The sequence below is a fragment of the Streptomyces monomycini genome (assembly GCF_022271435.1).
In the GTDB taxonomy this organism is placed as follows: domain Bacteria; phylum Actinomycetota; class Actinomycetes; order Streptomycetales; family Streptomycetaceae; genus Streptomyces; species Streptomyces monomycini.
Map to the genome: position 1 here is coordinate 22,201 of NZ_JAFIQY010000038.1, position 25,861 is coordinate 48,061.

A 25,861-nucleotide genomic window follows, 5' to 3' on the forward strand; every position below is an offset into this window, starting at 1 on the left:
AAACCCACCCGTAAACAGCACTTGACCTGCGCATCAATAAAGGTCTACACCAATTTTTGACGGCAACCCTTGTCAGGGCGGGTGGTGGGCTGATGAGCTAGGGCCGGGAGAGACATCGCACGCCCTGAATGGGAGATGACGTGAGCAACGAAAGCCTGGCCAACCTTCTCAAGGAGGAGCGGCGGTTCGCGCCGCCCGCCGAACTGGCCGCGAACGCCAACGTCACCGCCGAGGCGTACGAACGGGCCGCGGCGGACCGGCTGGGCTTCTGGGCCACCCAGGCCAAGCGCCTGACCTGGGCGACCGAGCCCACCGAGACCCTCGACTGGTCCAACCCCCCGTTCGCCAAGTGGTTCGCCGACGGCAAGCTCAACGTCGCGTACAACTGCGTGGACCGGCATGTCGAGAACGGCCTCGGCGACCGCGTCGCCCTCCACTTCGAGGGCGAGCCCGGCGACACCCGCTCGATCACCTACGCGCAGCTGCAGCGCGAGGTCTCCCAGGCCGCCAACGCGCTGACCGAGCTGGGTGTCACGGCCGGCGACCGGGTCGCGATCTATCTGCCGATGATCCCCGAGGCCGTCATCGCCATGCTGGCCTGCGCCCGCCTGGGCGCGCCGCACTCGGTCGTCTTCGGCGGCTTCTCCGCCGACGCGCTGGCGACCCGTATCAACGACGCCGACGCCCGCGTGGTGATCACCGCCGACGGCGGCTACCGCCGCGGCAAGCCGTCCGCCCTCAAGCCCGCCGTCGACGAGGCGCTGACCAGGCCCGGCACGGAGAACGTGCGCAGCGTGCTGGTGGTTCGCCGCACCGGCCAGCCGGACGTGGCCTGGACCGAGGGCCGCGACGTGTGGTGGCACGACATCGTCGGGCGGCAGAGCGGGACCCACACCCCGGAGGCGTTCGACGCCGAGCACCCGCTGTTCATCCTCTACACCTCCGGCACCACCGGTAAGCCCAAGGGCATCCTGCACACCACCGGCGGCTACCTCACCCAGGTGGCGTACACCCACCACGCCGTCTTCGACCTCAAGCCGGAGACCGACGTCTACTGGTGCACCGCCGACGTCGGCTGGGTGACCGGCCACTCCTACATCACCTACGGACCGCTGGCCAACGGCGCGACCGAGGTGCTCTACGAGGGCACGCCCGACTCCCCGCACCAGGGCCGCTGGTGGGAGATCGTGCAGAAGTACGGCGTCACGATCCTCTACACGGCCCCCACCGCGATCCGCGCCTGCATGAAGTGGGGCGACGACATCCCCGCGAAGTACGACCTGTCCTCGCTGCGGGTCCTCGGTTCGGTGGGCGAGCCCATCAACCCGGAGGCGTGGATGTGGTACCGCAAGCACATCGGCGCCGACCAGGCCCCCATCGTCGACACCTGGTGGCAGACGGAGACCGGCGGCATGATGCTCAGCCCGCTGCCCGGTGTCACGGAGACCAAGCCCGGTTCGGCGCAGCGCCCGCTGCCCGGCATCGCGGCCACCGTCGTGGACGACGAGGCCCGCGAGGTGCCGGACGGGGGCGGCGGCTACCTGGTGCTGACCGAGCCGTGGCCGTCCATGCTCCGGACGATCTGGGGTGACGACCAGCGTTACCTGGACACCTACTGGTCGCGGTTCGAGGGCAAGTACTTCGCCGGTGACGGCGCGAAGAAGGACGAGGACGGCGACATCTGGCTGCTCGGCCGGGTGGACGACGTGATGCTGGTGTCCGGCCACAACATCTCCACCACCGAGGTCGAGTCCGCGCTGGTCTCGCACCCGAAGGTCGCCGAGGCCGCCGTCGTCGGCGCGACCGACCCGCAGACCACCCAGTCGATCTGCGCCTTCGTCATCCTGCGCGGCACCGCGGCGGAGGACGAGGGGCTGGTGGAGGAGCTGCGGGCACACGTCGGCAAGCAGCTGGGCCCGATCGCCAAGCCCAAGCGCGTCCTGCCGGTGGCGGAGCTGCCGAAGACCCGCTCCGGCAAGATCATGCGCCGGCTGCTGCGCGATGTCGCCGAGAACCGCGACCTGGGCGACGTCTCGACGCTCACGGACTCCGGCGTGATGGACCTGATCCAGGCGAAGCTGCCCGGCGCGGCGAGCGAGGACTGACCGGGCGGCCGCACCCGGCAGCACGCGTTCGAACGCGTGTGCCGATGCGTGACCGCCACTCCGAGGGGCACCCGTCTGCAGGCCGGCCGGGTGCCTTTCGCCTGTTCCGGGCGCCCCGTACCCCTCGCCGGGCGGCCGATCGCACGATTTGCCCGTAAGGTGAAGATCGCCGGAATGTTCCCCTCGCAGCCCGGGTACAGTAGGGATCGCGTCAAGAACGCGACAAATACCAAAGGTGCGCCGGGAAGTCTGGTCGGCAACTGCAACAGCCGTATCCAGCTGCCGAAACACCGGAGGTCTTCGCGTGAGCGCGCCCCACAACCGCCGATCCATATTCCTCGGGCGGATGTCCCTGCCCGAGCGGAACTTCATCGCGGAAGCCCTGCGCGCCGAGACCGTGGGCGGCGTCCTGCTGCTCGTCGCCGCCGTCGTGGCCCTCCTCTGGGCCAACATTTTCGGAGACAGCTACGAGTCGGTACGGGGTTTCCACCTCGGCATCGGCTCCATCGGGCTGGACCTCTCCGTCCAGCACTGGGCCGCCGACGGCCTGCTCGCCGTCTTCTTCTTCGTCGCCGGTATCGAGCTCAAGCGCGAGTTGGTCGCGGGTGACCTGCGCGAACCCAAGAAGGCCGCGCTCCCGGTGGTCGCCGCGCTGTGCGGCATGGCGATGCCCGCCCTCGTCTACTTCGTGGTCAACACCGCCGGCGGCGGCTCGATGGACGGCTGGGCGGTGCCGACCGCCACCGACATCGCCTTCGCGCTGGCCGTGCTCGCCGTCATCGGCACGTCCCTGCCGTCCGCGCTGCGCGCCTTCCTGCTCACCCTCGCCGTCGTCGACGACCTCTTCGCGATCCTGATCATCGCGGTCTTCTTCACCTCGCAGCTCAACTTCCTGGCCCTCGGCTTCGCCGTCGCCGGCCTCGCCGTCTTCTATCTGCTGCTGCGCAAGGGCGTACGCGGCTGGTACATCTACGTGCCGCTCGCCCTGGTCATCTGGGGCCTGATGTACAACAGCGGCATCCACGCCACCATCGCGGGCGTCGCCATGGGCCTGATGCTGCGCTGCCACCGCCGCGACGGTGAGGAGCAGTCCCCCGGCGAGCACATCGAGCACCTGGTGCGGCCCGCCTCGGCCGGGCTCGCGGTGCCGCTCTTCGCCCTCTTCTCGGCGGGCGTGTCGATCTCCGGCAGCGCGCTGCACGACGTGTTCACCAAGCCGGAGACGCTCGGCGTCGTGCTCGGCCTGGTCGTCGGCAAGGCCCTCGGCATCTTCGGCGGCACGTGGTGCGCGGCCCGCTTCACCAAGGCGGAGCTGAACCCCGACCTGAAATGGCCGGACCTCTTCGCCGTCGCCTCGCTGGCCGGCATCGGCTTCACGGTCTCGCTGCTCATCGGCGAGCTGGCCTTCACCGACGACCCGCTGCTGACCGACGAGATCAAGGCCGCCGTGCTGACGGGCTCGCTGATCGCCGCGGTGCTGTCCGGAATCCTGCTGAAGATACGTAACGGCAAGTACAAGAAGCTGTGCGAGGACGAGGACCGCGACGAGGACCAGGACGGCGTCCCGGACGTGTACGAACAGGGCAACCCGGAGTACCACCTGCGGATGGCGAAACTCCTCGAAGCCAAGGCCGCGGAACACCGCCGCCTTGCCGAAGTGGCCTCCGGCGCGAACGCCGGGGACGATGGTCCGGCATGATCTGAGAGGCTTTGCATCCGGGAGAAGACAAGAGGGAGACGTCGATGAGCACAGCCGACGACGGCGCGGACCGCAGCCTCGGGCAGCTGGTGGCCACGGCCACCGCCGAGATGTCCGCACTGGTGCACGACGAAATCGCACTGGCCAAGGCCGAGCTGCGACAGGACGCCAAGCGGGCCGGCATCGGCAGCGCCGCGTTCCTGGTGGCCGGCGCGCTGGCGCTGTTCGCGCTGCCGGTCCTGAGCTTCGCCGCGGCGTACGGCATCCACAACCTCGGCCTCGGCCTCGCCTGGTCCTTCCTGATCGTGGGCGGCGCCTTCCTGATCGTCGCCCTGCTGCTGGTCCTGATGGCGATCAGCAAGCTCAAGAAGATCAAGAAGCCGGAGAAGACCATCAGTTCGGCCAAGGAGACGGCGGCCGTACTGGGGAACGTCAAGCCGCATCCGCGCGCGGTGCCCGAGGACCACCCGGTCCTGGAGTCTGTGACACGCTCCTCCGTATGACGGCTACCGACAGTTCCGACTCGGTCGTCCGTCCCGAGGGGCCCTGGACCCACCGGGACGTGGCGGCCAACGGTGCGCGTTTCCACATCACCGAGATGGGTGACGGCCCGCTGGTGCTGTTGCTGCACGGCTTCCCGCAGTTCTGGTGGACCTGGCGCCACCAGCTCCCGGCGCTCGCCGGAGCGGGTTTCCGTGCGGTGGCGATGGACCTGCGGGGCGTGGGCGGCAGCGACCGCACGCCCCGCGGCTACGATCCGGCCAACCTGGCCCTGGACATCACCGGGGTCGTACGGTCCCTCGGCGAGCCGGACGCCGCGATCGTCGGACACGACCTCGGCGGCTACCTGGCGTGGACCGCGGCCGTGATGCGGCCGAAGCTGGTACGGCGGCTGGCGGTGTCCTCGATGCCGCACCCGCGGCGCTGGCGCGCGGCCATGCTGGCCGACTTCAAGCAGAGCCGGCAGAGCTCCTACGTATGGAACTTCCAGCGGCCGTGGCTGCCCGAACGCAAGCTGATGGCCGACGACGCCGCCCTGGTGGGCCGCCTGATCCGGGACTGGTCCGGGCCGCGGCTGCCCGAGGACGAGGACGTCGAGGTCTACCGGCGGGCGATGAGCATCCCCTCGACGGCGCACTGCGCGATCGAGCCGTACCGCTGGATGGTCCGGTCGATGGCCCGGCCGGACGGCATCCAGTTCAACCGCCGCATGAAGTGGCCCGTACGGGTGCCGACGCTGCATCTGCACGGCTCGCTCGACCCCGTGATGCGCACCCGCAGCGCGGCCGGGTCCGGCGAGTACGTCGAGGCCCCGTACCGCTGGCGGCTCTTCGACGGGCTCGGGCACTTCCCGCACGAGGAGGACCCGGTGGCGTTCTCCACCGAGCTGATCAACTGGCTGAAGGACCCGGAGCCGGACCGGTAGGACCGGCCGCCACGGGCAGCCGGGAGCCGGTTACGGGTGCGGCGCGCGGGTCCCGTGGGGCGACACGCCGCATCGATCCGAACGCGCGTATGACGAACAGCCAATTGCCGCCCGCATAGGCCAATTGACGGGGCGCCGGGCGGTTACGGAGCCCGGGGCCCGGGCAGAGTCGTGGGTATGGGCTGGACGCACGACTACCGTGACGTGGCACGCAACCGCCGCAGCAACGCCGCTGCCGTGGGCACTCAGGAGAGGGGAACCTCGGACCTTGTGTCCGGTGAGTCCCCCGGCTTCGACCACCCGCTGGGCATTCCGCGCATCCTGCGCCGCCGGGCGCGCTGGATGACCGCGCGGCTCAAGCATCCACGGACCTGACCCCCGCCGGAGCCCCGGGCCGGGGGCGGTGTCCGCCTCCCCGCCCGGGCCGGACCGGCTCGGCGTCCCGTCACATCGCGCATCCCTGGCTGTCGACCGCCCGCTCGGCGGTACGCCCCTTGGTGATGTCCTCGCGGATCTCGTCGGCGGTCAGCGCGTAGCCGGTGTGGGCGTCGTCCAGGGACTTGGCGAACACCACTCCGTACACCTCGCCGTTCGGTGTGAGCAGCGGGCCGCCGGAGTTGCCCTGCCGGACCGTGGCGTACAGCGAGTACACGTCACGGCCGACCGTGCCGCGGTGGTAGATGTCCGGGCCGTTGGCCTGGATGCGGCTGCGGATACGGGCCGCGCGGACGTCGTAGCCGCCGTTCTCCGGGAAGCCGGCGACGATGGCGCCCTTGCCGGTGCTCGCGTCGTCCGCGGCGAAGCGCAGCGCGGGCGCGGGCAGCGACGGCACGTCGAGCACCGCGATGTCGCGCTCCCAGTCGTACAGGACGACCTTCGCGTCGTACGTACGGCCCTCGCCGCCTATCTGGACGGTCGGCTCCTTGACGCCGCCCACCACGTGCGCGTTGGTCATGACCCGGTGCGGCGCGAAGACGAAGCCGCTGCCTTCGAGGACCTTGCCGCAGCTGGGGGCCGTACCGACGACCTTGACGATGCTCCTGCGCGCCTGGGCCGCCACCGGGCTGCTGGCCAGCTTGGGGTCCGGGGCCGGCACCGCGCGGATCGGCTCGTTCGAAAACGGTGTGAAGACCTGCGGGAAGCCGTTCTGTTTGAGGACCGACTGGAAGTCCTCGAACCAGTTGTTCGCCCCTTCGGGCATCACCTGGGTGACGCCGAGCAGCACCTTGGAGCTGCGGACCTCCTTGCCGACCGTCGGTATCGAGGTCCGGGCCAGCATGGAACCGAGGAGCCAGGCGACCAGCAGCATCGCCAGGACGTTGACCAGCGCGCCACCGGTGGCGTCCAGGGCGCGCGCCGGTGACCAGGTGATGTACCTGCGGAGTTTGTTGCCCAGGTGGGTGGTGACGGCCTGCCCGATCGAGGCGCACACCACCACGACGGCCACCGCCGCGATCACCGCGAAGGTGCCCGGTGAGGCGTCGTCGGTGACCCGGTTCCAGATCACGGGCAGCACGTAGACCGCGACCAGGCCGCCCCCGAGGAAGCCGGTCACGGACAGGATGCCGACGACGAAGCCTTGGCGGTAGCCGACGACGGCGAACCACACGGCCGCGAGCAGCAACACGATGTCCAGCACGTTCACGCCCGCCACCGTCTCACGCGCGCCGGTCGAGCGGGACCTGCTTCGTACGGTCCCACGGCCGCTCCCACCCCGCGTAGTGCAGAATCCGGTCGATCACCCCGGCCGTGAAACCCCAGACCAGCGCGTCCTCGACGAGGAAGGCAGGGCCCACGTGGCCGCTGGGGTGGCGGGCCGTCACCCGGTGCGCGGGGTCCGTGAGATCCGCCACGGGAACCGTGAAGACCCGGGCGGTCTCCGCCTCGTCCACCGGCCCCACCGGGCTCGGCTCGCGCCACCAGCCCAGGACGGGCGTGACGACGAAGCCGCTCACGGGGATGTACAGCCGCGGCAGCACGCCGAAGACCTGGACACCGGACGGGTCCAGTCCGGTCTCCTCCCACGCCTCGCGCAGCGCGGCGCGCACCGGACCCTCCCCCTCCGGATCGCCGTCCTCCGGGTCGAGGGCGCCGCCGGGGAACGAGGGCTGGCCGGCGTGCGAGCGCAGGGTGCCCGCGCGCTCCATGAGCAGCAGCTCGGGGCCGCGGTCGCCGTGCCCGAAGAGGACCAGGACGGCGGACTGCCGGCCGCCGCTCTTGGGCGGCAGGAATCTGCTGAGCTGGTGGGGTTCGATCGTGGCGGCGGCACGCGAGACCGGCGCCAGCCACTCCGGCAGGCCGTCGGAGCTGACGTCCGCCCCGTACGTCCCGTACGCCGCTGTCTTCCCGTACTGCTCCCGTGCGCTCGTCATACGCGCCCCCTCAGGCCCTTGGATCGGTGGGATCGATGGTCATGCGGCCGTGGCCGGTTCTCTTGGGGGTGAGTGCGGCAGCGGCCGGTCCGGTTCCCCTTCGGGATGTGACGCTTCCGTCCCGCGCGGGGCGGCACGGACCGCACGGGCCGAGCGGGGGCCGGAAGGCCGGCGCCGGGCGCGAGGGGGCCGGGACCGGGCGCGGGCGGCGCTCAACGGCCCGCCAGCGGCGGCGCGGGCTGTCCCGGGTAGTCGGCCGGGGGCCGCAGCCGCTGGCCCGGCTGACCGCCCATCTCGTACTTGAGCAGCTTCTTCGCCTTCTCCGGGTCCAGCTCGCCCTCGCCGTACGACGGGCAGTCGTGCGCGATGGGGCAGGCGCCGCAGGCGGGCTTGCGGGAGTGGCAGACACGGCGGCCGTGGAAGACGACGCGGTGCGAGAGCATCGTCCACTCGCTCTTGGGGAAGATCTCGGCGATCTCCGCCTCGACCTTCTCCGGATCCTGCTGCTCGGTCCAGCGGAAGCGCCGGACCAGCCGGCCGAAGTGGGTGTCGACCGTGATGCCCGGCACGCCGAAGGCGTTGCCCAGCACGACGTTGGCGGTCTTGCGGCCGACGCCCGGCAGCGTCACCAGGTCCTCCAGACGGCCGGGCACCTCACCGTCGAAACGGTCCCGTAGCGCCGTCGAGAGGCCCAGCAGGGACTTCGCCTTGGCACGGAAGAAGCCGGTGGGCCGGATCAGCTCCTCCAGCCGCTCCGGGTCGGCGGCCGCCATGTCCTCCGGGGTGGGGTAGGCGGCGAACAGGGCCGGGGTGGTCTGGTTGACCCGCAGGTCGGTGGTCTGCGCGGACAGCACCGTGGCGCAGAGCAGCTCGAAGGAGTTACGGAAATCCAGCTCGGGGTGGGCGTACGGATACACCTCGGCCAGCTCGCGGTTCATCCGGCGGGCACGGCGCACCATGGCGGTGCGGGACTCGTCCTTGAAGGCGGGGGCGGGGGCGGCTTTGACGGGAGCGGCCTTGGCGGGAGCCTTGGAGGGCGCCTTCTTGGCGGCGGTCGTCTTCTTCGCGGCGGCCGTCTTGGCGGGGGCCTTCGCGGCGGCGGTCTTCTTGGCCGCGGTCTTCTCGGCCGCGGTCTTCTTCGCCGCGACGGACCTCTTCGCGGCGGTCTTCGCAGTGGTCTTCGCGGTGGTCTTCGCCGCAGTGGTCTTCTTCGCGGCAGAGGTCCCGGTTGCGGCCGTGGCGGCGGACTTCTTCCGTGTCGCCGCCTTGCGTACCTTTTCCCCGGATTTCACCGCTTTCGCGGCTTCGGCAGGCGCCTGTTCGCCCACAGCGGAATCACGGCCCGCGCTCACTCGCTCAGCCCCCTTGTCCTGTGCTCTCACCGGCGTATTGGACACTCGGCCAGACTAAGGCCACCCACTGACATCCGGTCCGATCACCAGTACCCGTGGGTCCAATCGGCCCCCTGCCGTATGGCTTGCGCCACGGGTCCGGCATCCTTGTGATTGATCGCACTGTTTTGCATTCCGGCATGATGGGGACCAAGGTCCCTTTGAGCATGTCGACAAGGAGAGATCTCGTGGACGACGTTCTGCGGCGCGCACCGCTCTTCGCGGCGCTCGACGATGAGCAGGCGGCCGAGCTGCGCGCCTCGATGGGAGAGGTCACGCTCGCCCGCGGCGACGCCCTGTTCCACGAAGGGGACCCGGGCGACCGCCTGTACGTGGTCACCGAGGGCAAGGTGAAGCTGCACCGCACCTCCCCGGACGGGCGGGAGAACATGCTCGCCGTCCTCGGCCCCGGTGAGCTGATCGGTGAGCTCTCCCTGTTCGACCCGGGCCCGCGTACCGCCACCGCCACCGCACTGACCGAGGTCAAGCTGCTGGGCCTGGGCCACGGCGACCTGCAGCCCTGGCTCAACGCCCGCCCCGAGGTCGCCACGGCGCTGCTGCGCGCCGTCGCGCGCCGCCTGCGCAAGACCAACGACCAGATGTCCGACCTGGTCTTCTCCGACGTTCCGGGCCGTGTCGCCCGGGCGCTCCTGGACCTGTCGCGCCGCTTCGGCGTGCAGTCCGAGGAGGGCATCCACGTCGTGCACGACCTCACGCAGGAGGAGCTGGCCCAGCTGGTCGGCGCCTCGCGCGAGACGGTCAACAAGGCCCTCGCGGACTTCGCGGGCCGCGGCTGGCTGCGCCTGGAGGCGCGCGCCGTGATCCTGCTGGACGTGGAGCGCCTGGCGAAGCGTTCGCGCTGACGCCCGCCGCCCTGACGGCATCGAAAAGGTCCCGCTCCCCGGGGGAGCGGGACCTTTTCGCGTGAAACCGGCCGGACAGGCCCTACGGCACCCGCGGCAGCTGCTGCGTGGCGCAGTGGATGCCGCCCCCGCCCTCGCCGACCGCGTCGATCGTGACCTGCCGGATGTCGCGGCCCGGGTGCAGGTCGCGCAGCACCCCGGCGGCCCGGTCGTCGGCCCGGCGGTCGCCGAACCGCGGCAGGACCACCACGCCGTTCGCCACGCAGTGGTTCAGGTACGAGGTGAGGAACTCCGGCCCGCGCTCCCCGATCGCGTACGGGTCGGGCTCCGCGATCTCGACGGTCTCCAGGCGCCTGCCCCGGGCGTCGCGGGCCTCCGCCAGGACACCGCGGGCCTGCTCGTACGCCTGGGTCCAGACGTCCGGGCCGTCCCCGTGCCAAGGTCGGTTCAGCAGGACGACACCGGGTGCCGCGAAGCGCGCGAGGCCGTCGATGTGACAGTCGGTGATGTCTTCGCCCCGTACGCCGTCCACCCAGATCACCCGGGAGACGCCCAGCACGCGTTTCAGCTCGCGCTCGATCTCCGCCCGTGAGCTGCCGGGGTTGCGATTGGGGTTGACCAGGGAGCTCTCGGCGGCGAGCAGCGTGCCATCGCCGTCCACCTCGAAGGAGCCGCCCTCGGCCGTGAGGGCGGCGTCGACTCGGGCGATGCCCTCGTGGCGCAGCAGGTTTTGGGCGACGAGCCCGTCGTTCGGGTGGCGCTGCTTGCCGCCCCATCCGTTGAAGTGGAAGTCGACGCCCCTACGGGCCGCGGTGCCCTCCGGGGCGTCCGGCCGGATCACGAAGACCGGCCCGGTGTCCCGTATCCACAGGTCGTCGACCGGCACCGGCACGATCTCGACCGACGTACCGCACGCCCTCCGGGCCCGTGCCTCCTCCTCCGGGCCGGCCAGCAGGGCGACCGGCTCGTACTCGGCGAGGGTGCGGGCCAGTCGCGCGATGTCGCGCTGCACGGCGGGCGCCTGGTCGCCCCAGAGGGAGTCCGAGGGCGGCCACGCGAGGTACATGCCGTCGTGCGGCTCCCCTTCGGCAGGCATGCGCATGCTCGACCACTCCTCCCGACCACTCCTCCCGTATCTGACTGAAAATTCAGTCAGGTAGGTCCCGAAGGTAGCACCGGGAGGGCCCGGCCGCGACCGGGTACCGAGTACGGTGGGCGACTGTGTCCGAGCGCCGACTGCAGATCCTGGAAGCCGCGACCCGCACCATCGCGCGGAGCGGCGTACGCGGCCTGCGGGTGGAGGAGATCGCGGCCGCGGCCGGTGTCTCCACCGGGCTGATCTACTACCACTTCGGCGGCCGGGCCGAGCTGCTCCGCCGCACCCTGGACTTCATCGGCGAACGCGCCGAACGCTGCACGGCGCCGGACCCGGAGACCGTCCGTACGGCAGGCCCGCGCGCGCAGTTGGAGGAGATGCTGCTGCGCGAGCTCCAGGACACCCCGGAGCTGGTGGAGAACAGCACCGCCTGGGGCGAGTTCCAGTCCAGCGCCGTCTTCGACGCCGGGCTGCGGGAGCAGCTGCGCGAGGCGACCCGGCAGTGGACTGACGATGTGGCCGACCTCGTACGGGAGGCACAGGCCGCCGGTACGGCCGACCGGAACGCCCCGGTGGCCGACGTCGCCGAGCGGCTGACCGCGCTCGTGGAAGGGCTCAGCACCCGCTGGCTCAGCGGCTCGGTCCCCCTGGAGCGCGCCCGCGAGCTGCTGCGTGGCGGCATCGCACGCGAACTGGGCCCGGCGGCGGACGAGGACTGAGGGCGGGCAGCGCCCTCGGGCCTATGTTCGGCCCTTGGGCCGGCCCCGGGTCCACCCCTTGGCCACCCCTGGGCCAGCCCTTGGACCGGCCCCACGATCAGCCCTCGGACCGGCCCCACGATCAGCCCTCGATCAGCCCGTGCTCCCCGAGATAGTCCAGCTGCGCCCGTACGGACAGCTCGGCCGCGGGCCACAGCATGCGGTCCACGTCCGCGTACACGCTCGCGACGACCTCCGAGGGCGTGCGGTACCCCGCCTCGACCGCCGTCTCGACCTGGGCCAGCCGGTTGGCCCGGTGTGCCAGGTAGAACTCGACCGCGCCCTGGGCATCGCTCAGTACGGGCCCGTGGCCGGGGAGGACGGTCGTGACGCCGTCGTCGACGGTCAGGGACCGCAGCCGCCGCAGCGAGTCCAGGTAGTCGCCCAGGCGGCCGTCCGGATGCGCGACGACGGTGGTCCCGCGCCCCAGGATCGTGTCGCCGGTCAGCACGGCGGCGTCGGCCGGGAGGTGGAAGGAGAGTGAGTCGGCGGTGTGCCCGGGGGTCGGTACGGCCCGCAGCTCCAGGCCGCCGGTGGTGATCACGTCCCCGGCGGCCAGCCCCTCGTCCCCCAGGCGCAGCGCCGGGTCCAGGGCCCGTACCGGGGAGCCGGTCAGCTCGGCGAAGCGCTCCGCGCCCTCGGCGTGGTCCGGGTGACCGTGCGTCAGCAGCGTCAGGGCGACCCGCTTCCCGGCCTGCTCGGCGGCTTCCACGACCGCCTTGAGGTGGGCCTCGTCCAGCGGACCCGGGTCGATGACGACCGCCACGTCGGCGTCCGGCTCGGCGACGATCCAGGTGTTGGTGCCGTCCAGGGTCATCGGGGACGGGTTCGGGGCGAGCACGCACCGGGTGCGGTCGGTGGCGGGTCCGGCGATGTCCCCTCCGCGGGGCCGGCCGGGCAGGGCGGCTGCGTACGTCATGCGGTGGACTCTCCCGTGGTGGTGGGCGGTGCGGTGGCCGGGCTCCCGGTCGCGGGCGGCGCGACCGGGGTGAGGTGCTTGGTGAACTCCTCGTGCCCCGGCCAGCTCAGGACGATCTCACCGTCCTTCAGCTCCGCCCGTGCGAGGACCGGCGTCAGGTCCCGGCCGCCGGCCGCCGCGAGGGCCTCGGCGGCCGTCCCGTACGCCGTCAGGCCGCGCAGCGTCGAGATCGTCGGCGGCATCATCAGCAGCTCGCCGCGGTCGTAGCCGGCGGCGGCCTCGGCGGGGCGGATCCACACCGTACGGTCGGCCTCCGTGGAGACGTTCCGGGTGCGCTGGCCCTCGGGCAGCGCCGCCACGAAGAACCAGGTGTCGTAGCGGCGGGGCTCGAACTCCGGGGTGATCCAGCGGGCCCACGCCCCCAGGAGGTCGCTGCGCAGGACCAGGCCGCGGCGGTCCAGGAAGTCCGCGAAGGACAGTTCGTGGGCGACCAGCGCCGCGCGATCCGCGTCCCAGTCGTCCCCGGTGGTGTCGGCGACCACGGTCCCGGCGGAGGTGCCGGCGAGCAGCACACCCGCCTCCTCGAAGGTCTCCCGGACGGCCGCGCAGACCACGGCCTGCGCCGCGGCCTCCTCGCCCGCCCCGAAGCCGAGCCGCCCGGCCCACTCGGCGAGCGGGGGCCCGGCCCAGGCCACCGGCCGCTCGTCGCGCGGGTCGACGGCCCCGCCCGGGTAGGCGTACGCGCCTCCGGCGAAGGCCATGGAGGTACGTCTGCGCAGCATGTGGACGGCGGGACCGCCCGCGCCGGTGTCCCGCAGCAGCAGAACGGTCGCGGCCCGGCGGGGCGCCGCCGGGGTCAGCTCGCCGTGCGCGAGGGCCCGGATGCGGGCCGGCCATTCCGGCGGATACCACTGGCCATTGGGGGTCGACGACATGGCCGGATGCTATGCGCTGGCGCGCGGATGTTCGAGGGGGCGCTTCTTCGGGGGCTGCGCGCGGGGGTGGGTCGTGGGGTACGGGCGCGGGGCGCCGAGCGTCGGTGCAGGGTGCCGGGTACGGGGTCGCGGGTACGGAAACGGGGCGGGTCCGGTTCCCCGGCCCCGCCCCGTCGTATCCGGTCACATCCGGTCGTACGCGGTCGCCCGACGTCAGTCCGCGACCTCGACCTGCATCTCGACCTCGACCGGCGCGTCGATCGGCAGTACGGCCACGCCGACCGCGGAACGGGCGTGCACGCCCTTGTCGCCCAGCACCTCGCCCAGCAGCTCGCTGGCGCCGTTGATGACTCCGGGCTGGCCGGTGAAGCCGGGATCCGAGGCGACGAAGCCGACGACCTTCACGACCCGCACGATCTTGTCGAGGTCGCCGATCACGGACTTCACCGCGGCCAGCGCGTTCAGCGCGCAGGTCGCGGCCAGCTCCTTGGCCTGCTCCGGGCTGACCTCGGCGCCCACCTTGCCGGTGGCCGGCAGCGCGCCGTCCACCATCGGCAGCTGGCCCGAGGTGTGGACGTACGCGCCCGAGCGCACCGCGGGCTGGTACGCCGCCAGCGGCGGCACGACCTGCGGCAGCTTCAGGCCCAGCTCGGCGAGCCTGTCCTCCACCGCGCTCATGCCTGCTTCTCCCGCTTCAGGTAGGCCACCAGCTGCTCGGGGTTGTTCGGCCCCGGCACGACCTGGACCAGCTCCCAGCCGTCCTCGCCCCAGGTGTCCAGAATCTGCTTGGTCGCGTGCACGAGCAGCGGCACGGTCACGTATTCCCACTTGGTCATGGGGCCGAGCGTAATGCCTGTACCGACGGCGCGCGGACGCGGCGGCGCCGCCCGGGCGCGCGGCCGGTCCGCGCCCCTCGCACGCCCCCGGCGCACAACCCGACGCCGGTCCCGTGCGTAGCCCGCCACCGGACTGGTTAGGCTCCTTGGCGTGAGCAGGCTCCATGTCGTCAGCGGCAAGGGCGGTACCGGCAAGACCACGGTCGCCGCTGCCCTCGCCCTCGCCCTGGCCACCGAGGGTCGCCGTACCCTCCTGGTCGAGGTCGAGGGCCGGCAGGGCATTGCCCAGGTGTTCGAGACCGAGGCGCTCCCGTACGAGGAGCGCAAGATCGCGGTGGCCCCCGGGCCCGACGGAGGAGGTGTGTACGCCCTCGCCATCGACGCCGAGCGGGCGCTCCTGGACTACCTCCAGATGTTCTACAAACTCGGCGGCGCGGGCCGCGCGCTGAAGAAACTCGGCGCGATCGACTTCGCCACGACCATCGCCCCCGGCCTGCGGGACGTCCTGCTGACCGGCAAGGCGTGCGAGGCGGTGCGCCGCAAGGACAAGCGCGGACGGTTCGTCTACGACGCCGTCGTGATGGACGCCCCGCCCACCGGCCGCATCACCCGCTTCCTGAACGTCAACGACGAGGTCGCGGGCCTGGCCAAGATAGGGCCGATCCACAACCAGGCGCAGGCCGTGATGCGGGTCCTGAAGTCGCCCGAGACGGCGGTCCATCTGGTGACCCTGCTGGAGGAGATGCCCGTCCAGGAGACCGTGGACGGCATCGCCGAGCTGCGCGCCGCCGGACTGCCCGTGGGCGGCGTCGTGATCAACATGACCCGGCCCGAGGTGCTGGACACCGGCGAGGTCGACATCGCCGCCAACGGGGCACGCAGGGGCATCGCCGAGGCGCTGGCCGAGGCGGGCCTGCGCGGCGGCCGCCGCGGCGCGGCCGGTGTGAAGTGGGCCGACGGGCTCATCGACCCCCTCCTGGAAGAGGCCCGCGAGCACGCGCAGCGCGTCGACCTGGAGCGGGCCGAGCACGCCGAGCTGGCCGGTCTCGACCTGCCGACCTACGAGTTGGAGCTGCTCCCCGAGGGAGTGGACCTCGCCGGGCTGTACCGGCTCGCGCGAGACCTGCGGAAACAGGGGCCGATATGACCGCGGACGCAAGCCTCCCGGACGACCGCGCCACGGACGACGGCACTCCGGACGCCGCCACCCCGGACGCCGCGACGACGGATGCCGGCGCTGCGGATGCCGCCGTTACGGACGTCAGCCCCCCGGGCGCCGGTGCCGCGTCGTCCCGGCACACCGCACCGTCCCCCTCCGGGCGCGGCGCGCTGCACTCCCCCGCCGCCCACCTGGAAGTCGACCCGCTGCTCGACGACCCGCGCACCCGCATCGTCGTGTGCTGCGGTTCCGGCGGCGTCGGCAAGACCACGACCGCCGCGGCCCTCGGCGTACGCGCCGCCGAGCGCGGCCGCAAGGCCGTCGTGCTGACCATCGACCCGGCCCGCCGGCTGGCGCAGTCGATGGGCATCTCGGAACTGGACAACGTGCCGCGCCGGGTCAAGGGCATCGACGAGAGCACGGGCGGCGAGCTGCACGCCATGATGCTGGACATGAAGCGCACCTTCGACGAGATCGTCGAGGCGCACGCGGACGCCGAACGGGCCCGCGCCATCCTGGACAACCCCTTCTACCAGTCCCTGTCGGCCGGTTTCGCGGGCACGCAGGAGTACATGGCCATGGAGAAGCTGGGCCAGCTGCGCTCCCGTGACGCCTGGGACCTGATCATCGTCGACACCCCGCCCAGCCGGTCCGCGCTCGACTTCCTGGACGCGCCCAAGCGGCTCGGGTCGTTCCTGGACGGCAAGTTCATCCGGGTGCTGATGGCGCCCGCGAAGGCCGGCGGGCGGGCCGGCATGAAGTTCCTCAATGTCGGTATGTCGATGATGACCGGCACCCTCAGCAAGATCATGGGCGGTCAACTGCTGCGGGACGTGCAGACGTTCGCCGCCGCGATGGACACCATGTTCGGCGGCTTCCGTACGCGCGCGGACGCGACCTACCGGCTGCTCCAGGCACCCGGCACCGCGTTCCTCGTCGTGGCGGCTCCGGAGCGGGACGCGCTGCGCGAGGCCGCGTACTTCGTCGAACGGCTGGCCGCCGAGCAGATGCCGCTGGCCGGGCTGGTCCTGAACCGGGTGCACGGCAGCGGCGCCGCCCAGCTCGGCGCGGAACGGGCGCTGGCCGCCGCCGAGGCCCTGGTGGACCGGGACCGGGCCGCCGCCGAGGAGCCGGCCGGCGACCGGTCCGAAAATCTTGGTGGCGACGGCATTGTGGATCTAGCGGGCGGGAAGGCTGATTCTCGTACCGCCGACGGCCACTCCCCCGCCGCGGCGGACCCACGGACGACGGACGACACCCCATCGGCAGCACGGCTCGCTGCCGGCCTGCTGCGGTTGCACGCCGAGCGGATGCACGTACTCGCACGCGAACGGCGAACGCGCGACCGCTTCACCGCGCTGCATCCCGAAGTCCCGGTCGCGGAGATCGCCGCGCTGCCCGGCGACGTCCACGACCTGGCGGGGCTGCGCGCGATCGGCGACCGCCTCGCCTCCCGGGAACGGACGGCCGACGACACCCGGCAGACCGAGGGCTGACCGGAGAACCGGTCCAGGAACCGGCCGGAGAACCGGTCAACGAAAGGGCCGGAGTACTGGCCTGAAAACTCATCAGATGACTGGTCAGAGGGTTGGCCAGAGGGCTGGTCGGAGAACCGATCAGTGGGCTGGCCAAGAGCCGACCGGGCAAGACCCGGCCGCAGCCCGGCCCTGCCACCGCCCTGTCACAGCCCTGATGCCGCCCTGTACGGACCCCAAGAGGCCCCGGGGAGCAGGGCCAAAGGACTTCACCCAGCAGCAGCGGAAACAGCGGACTGCACCAGACTCAGCGAACTGCACCGGTCTCAGCGGACACGACGGACTCAGCGGCGAACGCAGACAGCCCGAGCAACGATCCCAGCGTCTGTAGCGCCACCCGGTGCCGGCCGCTTGCACGCGCGCTCGCGCCTTCCCGGTACCGAGGCGCCGAGTCGTCCCGCGCCGGCGAATCCGTACGGCTACGTCCACGCGCCGGGCAAGCCCGTGCACCAGGACGACCTCCGCCGTCAGGACCGCGCACCGATCAGGACTGTGCACCGATCAGGACCACGCGCTGGTCACGACCGCACAGCGATCTCGGCCGCACCAACCACGCCCGTACAGCTGTCACGCCCGTACGCCGACCGTTCCGGCCCACGCCGAATACGCCCATGGACCAACCGGCCCACAGCAGACGGCTACCGACGTCTAGCCGACCGCGGCGTAGTCGTCGTACGTACCGTCGTAGCGGTTGCCGTACGCGTTGTCGTAGGTGTTCTCGTACGTCTCGTCGTCCTCACAGTCCACGGGCAGGATGCCGGTGCTGCGCTCGTATTCCGTACGCGCTGTCTCCAGCAACCGACGCCACGAGGTGACGGTCGGGCGGCGGCGCAGCAGCGCCCTCCGCTCGCGTTCGGTCATGCCGCCCCAGACTCCGAACTCCACGCGGTTGTCCAGGGCGTCGGCCAGGCACTCCGTCCGCACCGGGCATCCGGTGCAGACCGCCTTGGCCCGGTTCTGGGCCGCGCCCTGAACGAACAGCTCGTCCGGATCGGTGGTGCGGCAGGCTGCCTGTGTACTCCAGTCGGTTACCCAGCTCATGCTGGCGCCGTCCTCTCCCGAATCGAGGCTCCCCCACGGCGGCAAGCGGCATATTCACCGTTGCCAGTTGAGGACGTTACGGAAGGCGAGCAGGGCGCAACACCCCCTTCGGGCCCAATCTTGAATGGCCCGAACGGACTATGTGTATGCGGCAGATCACCCAACGGAGTGAGCCGGTGGCATACGCCACGTTCCCGGCAGCATGGGGCAGTTCGCCACTGCCACACCGGGTGCACGGCGACATATGCGGACGTACGGGGCGCCACGCGCACGCGGAGGCGGGGTTGACGGGCCGACGTGATCCCTCTGCGGCCGCCGGACAGGATCAGGTTAAACGAACAGATGCACCCCTGTCCGGCGTTTGAGAACGGAGCCACCTCGTGAAGTCGCACCGGCCGGTCGTCACCTGCGTCACTGCGGACACCCACCGCCTCCACCACGGCCACCGCGCCCGGCTCGGGCGCCGGGCCGTTAGGGACCCGCGTGCCCCGGCACACGGACATCCCGGTACCCGGACATCCCGGTACCCGGACGTTCCGGTAGCCGGATGTCCCGGTGCCCGGGCGTCCCGACCCAGCCCCGCTCCCTCGGGCCGCCGTACACGAGGGCTTAGGCTGCCCTCATGGGTAAGAAGCGCGACGGCGGGGGTCTGACCAAGACCCAGCAGGCCGCTAAATTCCTGGGTGTCAGCGTCCTGGCCGGAGCGGTGCTGGCGGGCCTGGCCCTCCCCGCAGCCGGCGCGCTGGGCCTCGCGGCGAAGGGATCGGTCGAAGGATTCGACGAGATCCCCGCCAATCTGAAGACTCCACCGCTGAGCCAGCGGACCACCATCCTCGACGCGGACGGCGGCGAGATCGCGAAGGTCTACTCGCGCGACCGCACCGTGGTCGACCTGAAGGACATGTCGCCGTACGTCCAGAAGGCGATCGTCGCCATCGAGGACGCGCGTTTCTACCAGCACGGCGCGATCGACCTGAAGGGCATCCTGCGCGCGGTCAACAAGAACGCGCGGTCCGGCGGCGTCTCCGAGGGCGCCTCGACGCTGACGCAGCAGTACGTGAAGAACGTCTTCATCGAGGAGGCCGGCGACGACCCCGACAAGGTCGCCCAGGCCACCCAGCAGACCATCGGCCGCAAGGTCAAGGAGCTGAAGTACGCGATCCAGGTCGAGGAGGAACTGGGCAAGCAGAAGATCCTGCAGAACTACCTGAACATCACCTTCTTCGGGCAGCAGGCGTACGGCGTCGAGGCCGCCTCCCAGCGGTATTTCAGCAAGCACGCCAAGGACCTGACCCTGGACGAGTCCGCGCTGCTGGCGGGCATCGTGCAGTCGCCGAGCCGGTACGACCCGGTGAACGACCCGAAGGAGGCGCAGCGCCGCCGTAACACCGTGCTGCAGCGGATGGCCGACACGAAGGCCGTCACGCAGGCCGAGGCCGAGGCCGCCGCCAAGAAGCCGATCAAGCTGAAGGTCAGCCGCCCCAAGAACGGCTGCATCACGGCCGGTTCGGGCGCCGGGTTCTTCTGCGACTACGTACGCGAGGTGCTGCTGAACGACCAGGCCTTCGGCAAGACCCGCAAGGAACGCAGCAAGCGCTGGAACCAGGGCGGCCTGACGATCCGTACGACGCTCGACCCGCAGACCCAGAAGTCGATCCAGTCGGCCGTCACCAGTCAGGTCTACGCCGACGACCCGGTCGCCACCGCGGCGACGATCGTCCAGCCCGGCACCGGGAAGATCCTGGGCATGGGCCAGTCACGTCCGTACGGATTCGGTCAGAATCAGACCCAGATGAATCTGTCCGTCGACCAGAAGATGGGCGGCGGCGCGGGCTACCAGCCCGGCTCGACGTTCAAGCCGGTGATCGCGGCGGCGGCCCTGGAGGCCGGCAAGGGCCCGGACCAGTCGTACTCCTCGCCGTACAAGATGCAGTACCCGAGCCCGGTCTCGACCTGCACCGGGCAGTGGACGGGCAACAACCCGGTCCAGAACGAGAACACCTCCGAGGTCGGCCCGTACAGCATGAAGGAGGCGACCGCGAAGTCGGTCAACACCTACTTCGTGCAGCTGATCAGCGACATCGGGATCTGCCCGGTGACCAAGATGGCCGACAAGATGGGCATCAAGCGCTCCAACGGCAATCCGGTGGAGCAGAGCCCCGCCATCGCGCTGGGCTCCCCCGAGGTGTCCCCGCTGACCATGGCCAACGCCTACGCGACCTTCGCCAACGAGGGCGTCCACTGCTCCCCGGTGGCCATCGAGTCGATCACCGACGCGACCGGCAAGGCGCTGACCGTACCGAAGACCAGCTGCCACCGCGCGATGTCCCAGCAGACCGCCAAGACCATCAACGCGCTGCTCAAGGGCGTCGTCGAGGACGGCACCGGCCGGCAGGCCGGCCTCCAGGGCCGGGACAGCGCGGGCAAGACCGGCACCACCGACAGCCGGTATGCGGCCTGGTTCACCGGTTACACCCCGAACATGGCCGGCGCGGTGTGGGTGGGTGACCCGGCTCACAAGCGGCGGATGTTCGACATCACCATCGGCGGCACCTTCCACGACAAGGTGTACGGCGCGGACACCCCGGGCCCGATCTGGCGCGAGGCGATGTCGGGCGCGCTGTCCGGCAAGCCCGCGCCGTCCCTGCCCACCGTCCCGCTCGGCGACTCCGACAAGAGCGACGGCAAGGGCGGCGGTGGCGGCGGCCGCCACGACCGGCCCGGCGGCGGAGGCGGCCACGGCGGGGGCCGGGGCGACGGCAAGCCGGGCGGCGGCTGGCACATTCCCGGGTTCCCGGGGCTGTTCGGGGGCTGAGGCGGGTCAGACCGCTGAGGCAGCGATCAGGAAAGACGTAAGCGCAGGACGTACGGAAGGGGCGCTCCCACCAGATGGTGGGAGCGCCCCTTCCGTACACCGGCTGGCAGGGAGCAGCGATCTCACGGCCTACACCGCCTGGACCACCCGCACCCCCGCATCGCCTCCCCGCCCCACTCCCCCGCTCCCCCGCTCCCCCCGCTTCCTCTCCTCAGCCCGCGAGCAGCTTCTTGACCACCGCGGCCACCCGGCCGCCCTCGGCCCGGCCCGCGATCTTCGGGTTCACGATCTTCATGACGGCGCCCATGGCCCGCGGCCCCTCGGCGCCGCTCCCCTTGGCCTCCGCGACGGCCTCGGCGACGATGTTCTCCAGCTCCTCGTCCGAGAGCGGCTTCGGCAGGTACTCGGCGAGCACCTCGCCCTCCGCGCGCTCCCGCTCCGCCGACTCGGCGCGGCCGCCCTTGTCGAACGCCTCGGCGGCTTCCCGGCGCTTCTTCGCCTCCCGTGCGACGATCTTCTCGACCTCGGCGTCCGACAGCTCGCGCGCCTCGGTGCCCGCGACCTCCTCCTTCTGGACGGCGGTCAGGGTGAGACGGAGGGTGGAAGAGCGCAGCTCGTCACGGGCCTTGATGGCCGTGGTGAGGTCGTCCTGCAGCTTCGACTTGAGCGTGGTCATGACGTCGAGTATGCCCGTACGCGGCGCCCCGCGCCCCACCATTACGTTCCGGTGCACGGAGGTGACGTACCGGAGAGCGGATGCCGGGTACCGGACGGCGGGCGTGAAACACCGGAGGACGGGGCAGAACCTACCGATGGGCGATTCCCCCGCTCGCTCTGCCACGATGGGAATCATGCGCGCCCGTTACGGAGTCCCCCTGTCCCTCGCCGCGGCCGGTGCCGCGGGCCTGGTCTACGCCGCCGGAATCGAAGTCCGCTCCTTCAGACTGCGCCGGGTCACCGTGCCCGTACTGCCGCCCGGGATGCGGCCGTTGCGCGTCCTCCAGGTCTCCGACATCCACATGGTCAGCGGCCAGCGCAAGAAACAGCGCTGGCTCCAGTCGCTGGCCGGACTGCGCCCCGACTTCGTCATCAACACCGGCGACAACCTCTCCGACCCCGAGGGCGTCCCGGAGGTGCTGGACGCGCTCGGCCCGCTCATGGAGTTCCCGGGCGCGTACGTCTTCGGCTCCAACGACTACTACGGTCCCAAGCCGCGCAACCCTGCCCGCTACCTGGTCGAAAAGGTTCAGAAGCGGCACGGTCTGAACGGCAACCCGCCCGTCGTCGGCGCCATCCACAATCCCTGGGAAGACCTGCGCGACGCCTTCGACACGGCCGGCTGGGTCAACCTCACCAACACCCGCGGCCGCCTGAAGCTCGACGGCCCGGCCGGCGGCTTCGAGATCGCCCTGACCGGCCTGGACGACCCGCACATCAAGCGGGACCGCTACGCCCAGGTCGCCGGCGGCCCGGAACCGGGCGCCGACCTCTCCCTGGCCGTCGTCCACGCGCCCTACCTGCGCACCCTCGACGCCTTCGCCGCCGACGGCTACCCGCTGATCCTGGCCGGCCACACCCACGGCGGCCAGCTCTGCATCCCCTTCTACGGGGCCCTGGTCACCAACTGCGACATCGACACCGAGCGGGTCAAGGGCCTGTCCACCCACACCGCGGCCGGCCACACCTCCTTCCTCCACGTCTCCGCAGGCTGCGGCACCAACCGCTACACCCCGGTCCGCTTCGCCTGCCCCCCGGAGGCGACGCTGCTGACGCTGACGGCACGGGACTAGAACGGCGGGTGGGGTCGGCCTGGCCCAGGCAAGGCCGAGGCCACGAGCCCCACCCACTCCCCTTCCTCCACCCCTCCTCCCCCGAATTCGCACACACCCTCCGCATCACCCCCCACTCCCGTCTAGCGTGGGGGGATGATCGACCCCACCAGCGCACGCGTCCCGAGCTCCCGTCCGCCGCAGGCCACCTCGCATGCCTCCACCCGGTACGCCCGGGGAGCGGCAGCCGCCTCGGCCCACACCCCGGCCTCCGCCGTCGTCCCCCCGATCCGGCGCCCGCTGGCCGCCGTGTTCCGCCTGCTGATCGCCCTGGCCGCACTGACCGGCCTCGTCCTGGACATCGCGATCACCCCGGACCTGGGCCGCCTCTTCAGCTACTTCACGGTCCAGACGAACATCGCGGTGGCCGTCTTCTTCGCCTGGTCCGCCTACCGCGCCTGGTCCGCCCGCCCCCCGATCTCCGCGCGCATCAGCGGCGGCGTCCTCCTCTTCATAGCCATCACCGGTCTCGTGTACCACTTCGTGCTCACCAACGACTCCAGCAGCTTCTCCATGACCGGCACCCCGGAACACGACACCGTCCGCACCGTCTCCACCCACCTCCTGCACACCGTCACCCCCATCGGCGCCGCCCTCGACTGGCTCCTGCTCACCGCCCCCCGCAGCTTCCGCTGGCGCTACGCCGCCCAGTGGCTGGCCTACCCCTTCCTCTACCTCCCCTTCGCCCTCGTCCGCGGCGCCCTACTCGCCCCGGGCACCGAGGGCCGCTACCCGTACCCCTTCCTCGACGTCGACCTCCACGGCTACGCGGGCATCGCCCTGAACACCCTCATCTTCGGTTCCGCCTTCTACGCCCTCGCCCTGATCCTCATCGCGATCGACCAGGTCAGGCCCCAGCCCCGGCGCCCGGAGAACCGGATTTCACCTTCGGGGATCGGTCCGCTAAAGTAGAGCTCGTTGCTTCGGGGTGTGGCGCAGCTTGGCAGCGCGCTTCGTTCGGGACGAAGAGGTCGTGGGTTCAAATCCCGCCACCCCGACTGGGAAGTAGCAGGTCAAGGGCCACCGACTCGCAAGAGTCGGTGGCCCTGACTCGTTTCCGGGGCCCCTTGGGAGAAGTCCGGGGGAAGGTCTTCGGATAGGCCTTCCTGCACTCCCCTACCGACATCCGGCCAGACGCATCTGCAGAAGCCCATCGAGCACAGCGACGGGTGATGTATGACACATCGCCAGCCGGGCATGCCGACGGGCCCGTCCACAGGCCCGTCGGCATCAGTGACACCGCTCGCCCCGCCCCGACAGCACCGGCCGGGACGCCTCAGCGCTTTCCGGCGGCCGGGGACGTCTCCTGCGCCGGAGCGTCCAGGGCCGGCTCGTTCAGGATGCGGAGCAGGGGGACCAGGGTGAGTGCGGTGAGCACGGCGGCCAGGGCGAATACCGGGCGTGGGCCGGTCAGTTCGGCGAGCCCGGCGGCCAGCGCGGCACCCAGCGGCATACCGCCCCAGCCGAGGCACCGGATGGCGCCGCTGATCCGGCCCAGCCGGTCCTGGGGGATCAGGCGTTGGCGCAGCGAGATGACCACCACGTTCCACAGTCCGCTGCCCACCCCGCCGAGGAACGTGGCGAAGGCGATCACCGCGACGTCGGCGCTCACGGCAGGGGCGCCCAGCATGACGACGCCGGCCACCACGTCCGTGACCAGGATCCAGCGGACGCCCACGGTGCGGGCGAGGCGCGGGGCCAGCGCGGCGCCGATCACGGCGCCGGCGCCCAGGGTCGTCAGCAGCAGTCCGTAGCCGACCGGGGACAGGCCGACCGGGCCCTGGACGGTGTACACGACCAGTACGGCGAGCCATGCGCTCCAGCAGCCCGCCATGACCGTGCTCATGAGCGTCAGCGTGCGCAACGGCCGGTTGCGCCAGAGGATTCTCAAGCCCGCGGTGAGCAGGTGCCGCCTGCGCCCGTCGAGCCCGTCGTCGCCGTGCTGTCCCGCGCCTTCGCCGCTTCGTACGCCGTGCTCGACCACGTCCCTGTCAGGTGGCCCGTCCTGGGCCGCCGGCCGGTACTTCCCGTGCAGCATCAGCAGGGCACAGGCCGCGACGGCATAGAGTCCGCCGGCGCCGCCGACCGCCCATGCCGGGCCGAGGGCGACCAGCAGCCCGCCCAGCGGCAGCCCCACGAACTCGTTCAGTACCGACTCCGTACCCCGGATCCAGGAGTTCGCCCACTCCAGCCGGTGGCCCGGCACCACCGAGGGGACGAGTGCGGTCGTGGCGATGTCGGCGACGGCCTCGCCGACCGCCAGACAGCATGCGACCAGGTAGAGGACGTAGAGAACGAACAGGGCGGTGGCGTCGAGCAGGAGGGCGGCCAGGAGGGCGGCCAGTGCCGCCGCGCGGAACAGGTCGAAGAAGATGATCAGGTGGCGCCGGTCCATGCTGTCGACGAGCAGACCGACCACCAGCGGAGCCACCGCCCAGGGCAGCGTGTGCGCCAGCTTCGCCCCCGCGACCAGGCCCGAGGACGCCGTCAGCTGTACGGCGAGCAACGGGATCAGGGCCAGCACCAGACCGTCGCCGAGGTTCGCCGATGCCGTCGCGGCCCACAGTCGCGCGAAGACCCGGCCGTCCCCGCGCTGGTCGGGACGGCCGGATCGGTGCTGTTCCGCCGGTGTCAGCACAGAAGGGCGAACGTGGCCCGCATGAAGGTGCCTTCACCGTGGGCGCGGACGGTGTGGGCGAATGCCGCCCGGGCGTTGGCCGGCGCCGGCACCGTGGTGGGCGAGACCATGGGGAACTTGGCCAGCAGGCCGCGTACCTGCTCGCCGACGCAGTTGATTCCCTTGTTCTTCAGGATGACGTCGCCGATCGCTGCGCCGGCGCCGTCGAGAGACTCGCCGGTCCAGGCGGAAACCGCGTACTTCTTGCCTTCCACCTGCTCGAAGAAACGGAGCTGGGCGTGGCCTTCGCTTTCGGTGAGGAGGACGAAGATGCGACGCTCGGCGAGCTCCATGTCGAGCGCGTCCACCTTGCGCAGGATGGATTCCGGATCGCCGTACAAGTCGTGGACTTCTGGAGTCCATGAGTACTGCCTGCAAGGTACCGCCAAATCTGCGGCTCCCCGC

24 protein-coding genes and 1 tRNA gene are annotated in these 25,861 nt (G+C 71.3%); 13 read left to right on the forward strand and 12 right to left on the reverse strand.

All coding sequences use genetic code 11. The features are described from left to right. Positions 1 to 140 precede the first annotated feature (140 nt). The 5 genes from acs to JXZ78_RS31365 all read left to right on the forward strand — a co-directional run bounded on the left by acs (position 141) and on the right by JXZ78_RS31365 (position 5,605). Complete coding sequence (gene acs, locus JXZ78_RS31345) at positions 141 to 2,105, forward strand: acetate--CoA ligase (RefSeq protein WP_030022550.1); 1,965 nt, start codon at positions 141 to 143, stop codon at positions 2,103 to 2,105. A 304-nt stretch (positions 2,106 to 2,409) separates the two neighbouring features. Next, complete coding sequence (gene nhaA / locus JXZ78_RS31350) at positions 2,410 to 3,804, forward strand: Na+/H+ antiporter NhaA (protein WP_030022552.1); 1,395 nt, start codon at positions 2,410 to 2,412, stop codon at positions 3,802 to 3,804. A 44-nt stretch (positions 3,805 to 3,848) separates the two neighbouring features. Further along, entirely contained in the window at positions 3,849 to 4,307 is a 459-nt protein-coding gene (locus JXZ78_RS31355; RefSeq protein WP_030022554.1) for a phage holin family protein, read from the forward strand. Next, entirely contained in the window at positions 4,304 to 5,230 is a 927-nt protein-coding gene (locus JXZ78_RS31360; protein WP_030022555.1) for an alpha/beta fold hydrolase, read from the forward strand. Before JXZ78_RS31355 ends, JXZ78_RS31360 begins: the two co-directional genes overlap by 4 nt. A 177-nt stretch (positions 5,231 to 5,407) precedes the next feature. Continuing rightward, positions 5,408 to 5,605, forward strand: coding sequence for a hypothetical protein (locus JXZ78_RS31365; RefSeq protein ID WP_030022557.1), 198 nt, complete (start codon positions 5,408 to 5,410; stop codon positions 5,603 to 5,605). Between the two features lie 70 nt (positions 5,606 to 5,675). Here JXZ78_RS31365 and JXZ78_RS31370 read toward each other — a convergent pair whose 3' ends face one another. The 3 genes from JXZ78_RS31370 to nth all read right to left on the reverse strand — a co-directional run bounded on the left by JXZ78_RS31370 (position 5,676) and on the right by nth (position 8,954). Continuing rightward, positions 5,676 to 6,875 (reverse strand): MarP family serine protease, encoded by a 1,200-nt coding sequence (locus JXZ78_RS31370; RefSeq protein ID WP_030022559.1) that lies wholly within the window; start codon positions 6,873 to 6,875, stop codon positions 5,676 to 5,678. 13 nt (positions 6,876 to 6,888) lie between these two features. Next, the gene (locus JXZ78_RS31375) at positions 6,889 to 7,602 is read right to left on the reverse strand and encodes an NUDIX hydrolase (RefSeq protein ID WP_030022560.1); all 714 of its coding nucleotides are present in this window, start codon (positions 7,600 to 7,602) and stop codon (positions 6,889 to 6,891) included. 212 nt (positions 7,603 to 7,814) lie between these two features. Further along, positions 7,815 to 8,954 carry an endonuclease III gene (nth, locus tag JXZ78_RS31380; RefSeq protein WP_372498456.1) on the reverse strand — a complete coding sequence of 380 codons (1,140 nt, stop codon included), beginning with the start codon at positions 8,952 to 8,954 and terminating at the stop codon, positions 7,815 to 7,817. Positions 8,955 to 9,181: 227 nt separating this feature from the next. Between nth and JXZ78_RS31385 the strand changes: the two genes are divergently transcribed. Then, entirely contained in the window at positions 9,182 to 9,856 is a 675-nt protein-coding gene (locus tag JXZ78_RS31385; protein WP_003981529.1) for a Crp/Fnr family transcriptional regulator, read from the forward strand. Between the two features lie 82 nt (positions 9,857 to 9,938). Here JXZ78_RS31385 and JXZ78_RS31390 read toward each other — a convergent pair whose 3' ends face one another. Further along, positions 9,939 to 10,958 carry an agmatine deiminase family protein gene (locus JXZ78_RS31390; protein WP_078624504.1) on the reverse strand — a complete coding sequence of 340 codons (1,020 nt, stop codon included), beginning with the start codon at positions 10,956 to 10,958 and terminating at the stop codon, positions 9,939 to 9,941. Positions 10,959 to 11,077: 119 nt separating this feature from the next. Between JXZ78_RS31390 and JXZ78_RS31395 the strand changes: the two genes are divergently transcribed. Further along, complete coding sequence (locus JXZ78_RS31395) at positions 11,078 to 11,671, forward strand: TetR/AcrR family transcriptional regulator (protein ID WP_030022565.1); 594 nt, start codon at positions 11,078 to 11,080, stop codon at positions 11,669 to 11,671. Between the two features lie 121 nt (positions 11,672 to 11,792). Here JXZ78_RS31395 and JXZ78_RS31400 read toward each other — a convergent pair whose 3' ends face one another. The 4 genes from JXZ78_RS31400 to sp36 form a co-directional block, all read right to left on the reverse strand. Further along, positions 11,793 to 12,629 (reverse strand): MBL fold metallo-hydrolase, encoded by an 837-nt coding sequence (locus JXZ78_RS31400; RefSeq protein WP_030022566.1) that lies wholly within the window; start codon positions 12,627 to 12,629, stop codon positions 11,793 to 11,795. Continuing rightward, a complete protein-coding gene (locus JXZ78_RS31405) occupies positions 12,626 to 13,564 on the reverse strand; it encodes an NUDIX hydrolase (RefSeq protein WP_050502789.1) in 939 nt (312 codons plus the stop codon). The genes JXZ78_RS31400 and JXZ78_RS31405 overlap by 4 nt, the downstream gene beginning before the upstream one ends. 213 nt (positions 13,565 to 13,777) lie before the next feature. Continuing rightward, positions 13,778 to 14,242: a RidA family protein gene (locus JXZ78_RS31410; protein WP_030022568.1), complete on the reverse strand. Its 465-nt coding sequence runs from the start codon at positions 14,240 to 14,242 to the stop codon at positions 13,778 to 13,780. Continuing rightward, positions 14,239 to 14,400, reverse strand: coding sequence for a Sp36 family protein (gene sp36, locus JXZ78_RS31415; RefSeq protein WP_003981536.1), 162 nt, complete (start codon positions 14,398 to 14,400; stop codon positions 14,239 to 14,241). The genes JXZ78_RS31410 and sp36 overlap by 4 nt, the downstream gene beginning before the upstream one ends. A gap of 151 nt (positions 14,401 to 14,551) precedes the next feature. On the opposite strand from sp36, the gene bagA reads away from it, so the two are divergent. Further along, positions 14,552 to 15,547 (forward strand): ATPase BagA, encoded by a 996-nt coding sequence (gene bagA, locus JXZ78_RS31420; protein ID WP_030022569.1) that lies wholly within the window; start codon positions 14,552 to 14,554, stop codon positions 15,545 to 15,547. Continuing rightward, complete coding sequence (bagB, locus tag JXZ78_RS31425) at positions 15,544 to 17,055, forward strand: ATPase BagB (RefSeq protein ID WP_238783490.1); 1,512 nt, start codon at positions 15,544 to 15,546, stop codon at positions 17,053 to 17,055. The genes bagA and bagB overlap by 4 nt, the downstream gene beginning before the upstream one ends. Positions 17,056 to 17,742: 687 nt before the next feature. Here the strand turns inward: bagB and JXZ78_RS31430 are convergent. Continuing rightward, positions 17,743 to 18,135 (reverse strand): WhiB family transcriptional regulator, encoded by a 393-nt coding sequence (locus JXZ78_RS31430; RefSeq protein WP_030022571.1) that lies wholly within the window; start codon positions 18,133 to 18,135, stop codon positions 17,743 to 17,745. Between the two features lie 622 nt (positions 18,136 to 18,757). On the opposite strand from JXZ78_RS31430, the gene JXZ78_RS31435 reads away from it, so the two are divergent. Beyond that, positions 18,758 to 20,950: a transglycosylase domain-containing protein gene (locus JXZ78_RS31435; protein WP_238783491.1), complete on the forward strand. Its 2,193-nt coding sequence runs from the start codon at positions 18,758 to 18,760 to the stop codon at positions 20,948 to 20,950. A 211-nt stretch (positions 20,951 to 21,161) separates the two neighbouring features. Here JXZ78_RS31435 and JXZ78_RS31440 read toward each other — a convergent pair whose 3' ends face one another. Then, positions 21,162 to 21,626, reverse strand: a complete 465-nt coding sequence (locus JXZ78_RS31440) for a GatB/YqeY domain-containing protein (protein WP_030025141.1) — start codon at positions 21,624 to 21,626, stop codon at positions 21,162 to 21,164. Positions 21,627 to 21,801: 175 nt separating this feature from the next. Here JXZ78_RS31440 and JXZ78_RS31445 point away from each other — a divergent pair, with 175 nt between their 5' ends. The 3 genes from JXZ78_RS31445 to JXZ78_RS31455 all read left to right on the forward strand — a co-directional run bounded on the left by JXZ78_RS31445 (position 21,802) and on the right by JXZ78_RS31455 (position 23,777). After that, complete coding sequence (locus tag JXZ78_RS31445; RefSeq protein WP_030025143.1) at positions 21,802 to 22,740, forward strand: metallophosphoesterase; 939 nt, start codon at positions 21,802 to 21,804, stop codon at positions 22,738 to 22,740. 135 nt (positions 22,741 to 22,875) lie between these two features. Then, on the forward strand, positions 22,876 to 23,691 hold the full coding sequence (locus JXZ78_RS31450) for a Pr6Pr family membrane protein (RefSeq protein ID WP_030025144.1): 816 nt from the start codon (positions 22,876 to 22,878) through the stop codon (positions 23,689 to 23,691). 12 nt (positions 23,692 to 23,703) lie between these two features. Next, a tRNA-Pro gene (locus JXZ78_RS31455) sits at positions 23,704 to 23,777 on the forward strand. Positions 23,778 to 24,055: 278 nt separating this feature from the next. Here the strand turns inward: JXZ78_RS31455 and JXZ78_RS31460 are convergent. Then, on the reverse strand, positions 24,056 to 25,417 hold the full coding sequence (locus tag JXZ78_RS31460) for an MFS transporter (RefSeq protein ID WP_050503109.1): 1,362 nt from the start codon (positions 25,415 to 25,417) through the stop codon (positions 24,056 to 24,058). After that, positions 25,411 to 25,797 (reverse strand): hypothetical protein, encoded by a 387-nt coding sequence (locus JXZ78_RS31465; protein WP_030025146.1) that lies wholly within the window; start codon positions 25,795 to 25,797, stop codon positions 25,411 to 25,413. The genes JXZ78_RS31460 and JXZ78_RS31465 overlap by 7 nt, the downstream gene beginning before the upstream one ends. Positions 25,798 to 25,861: the final 64 nt, after the last annotated feature.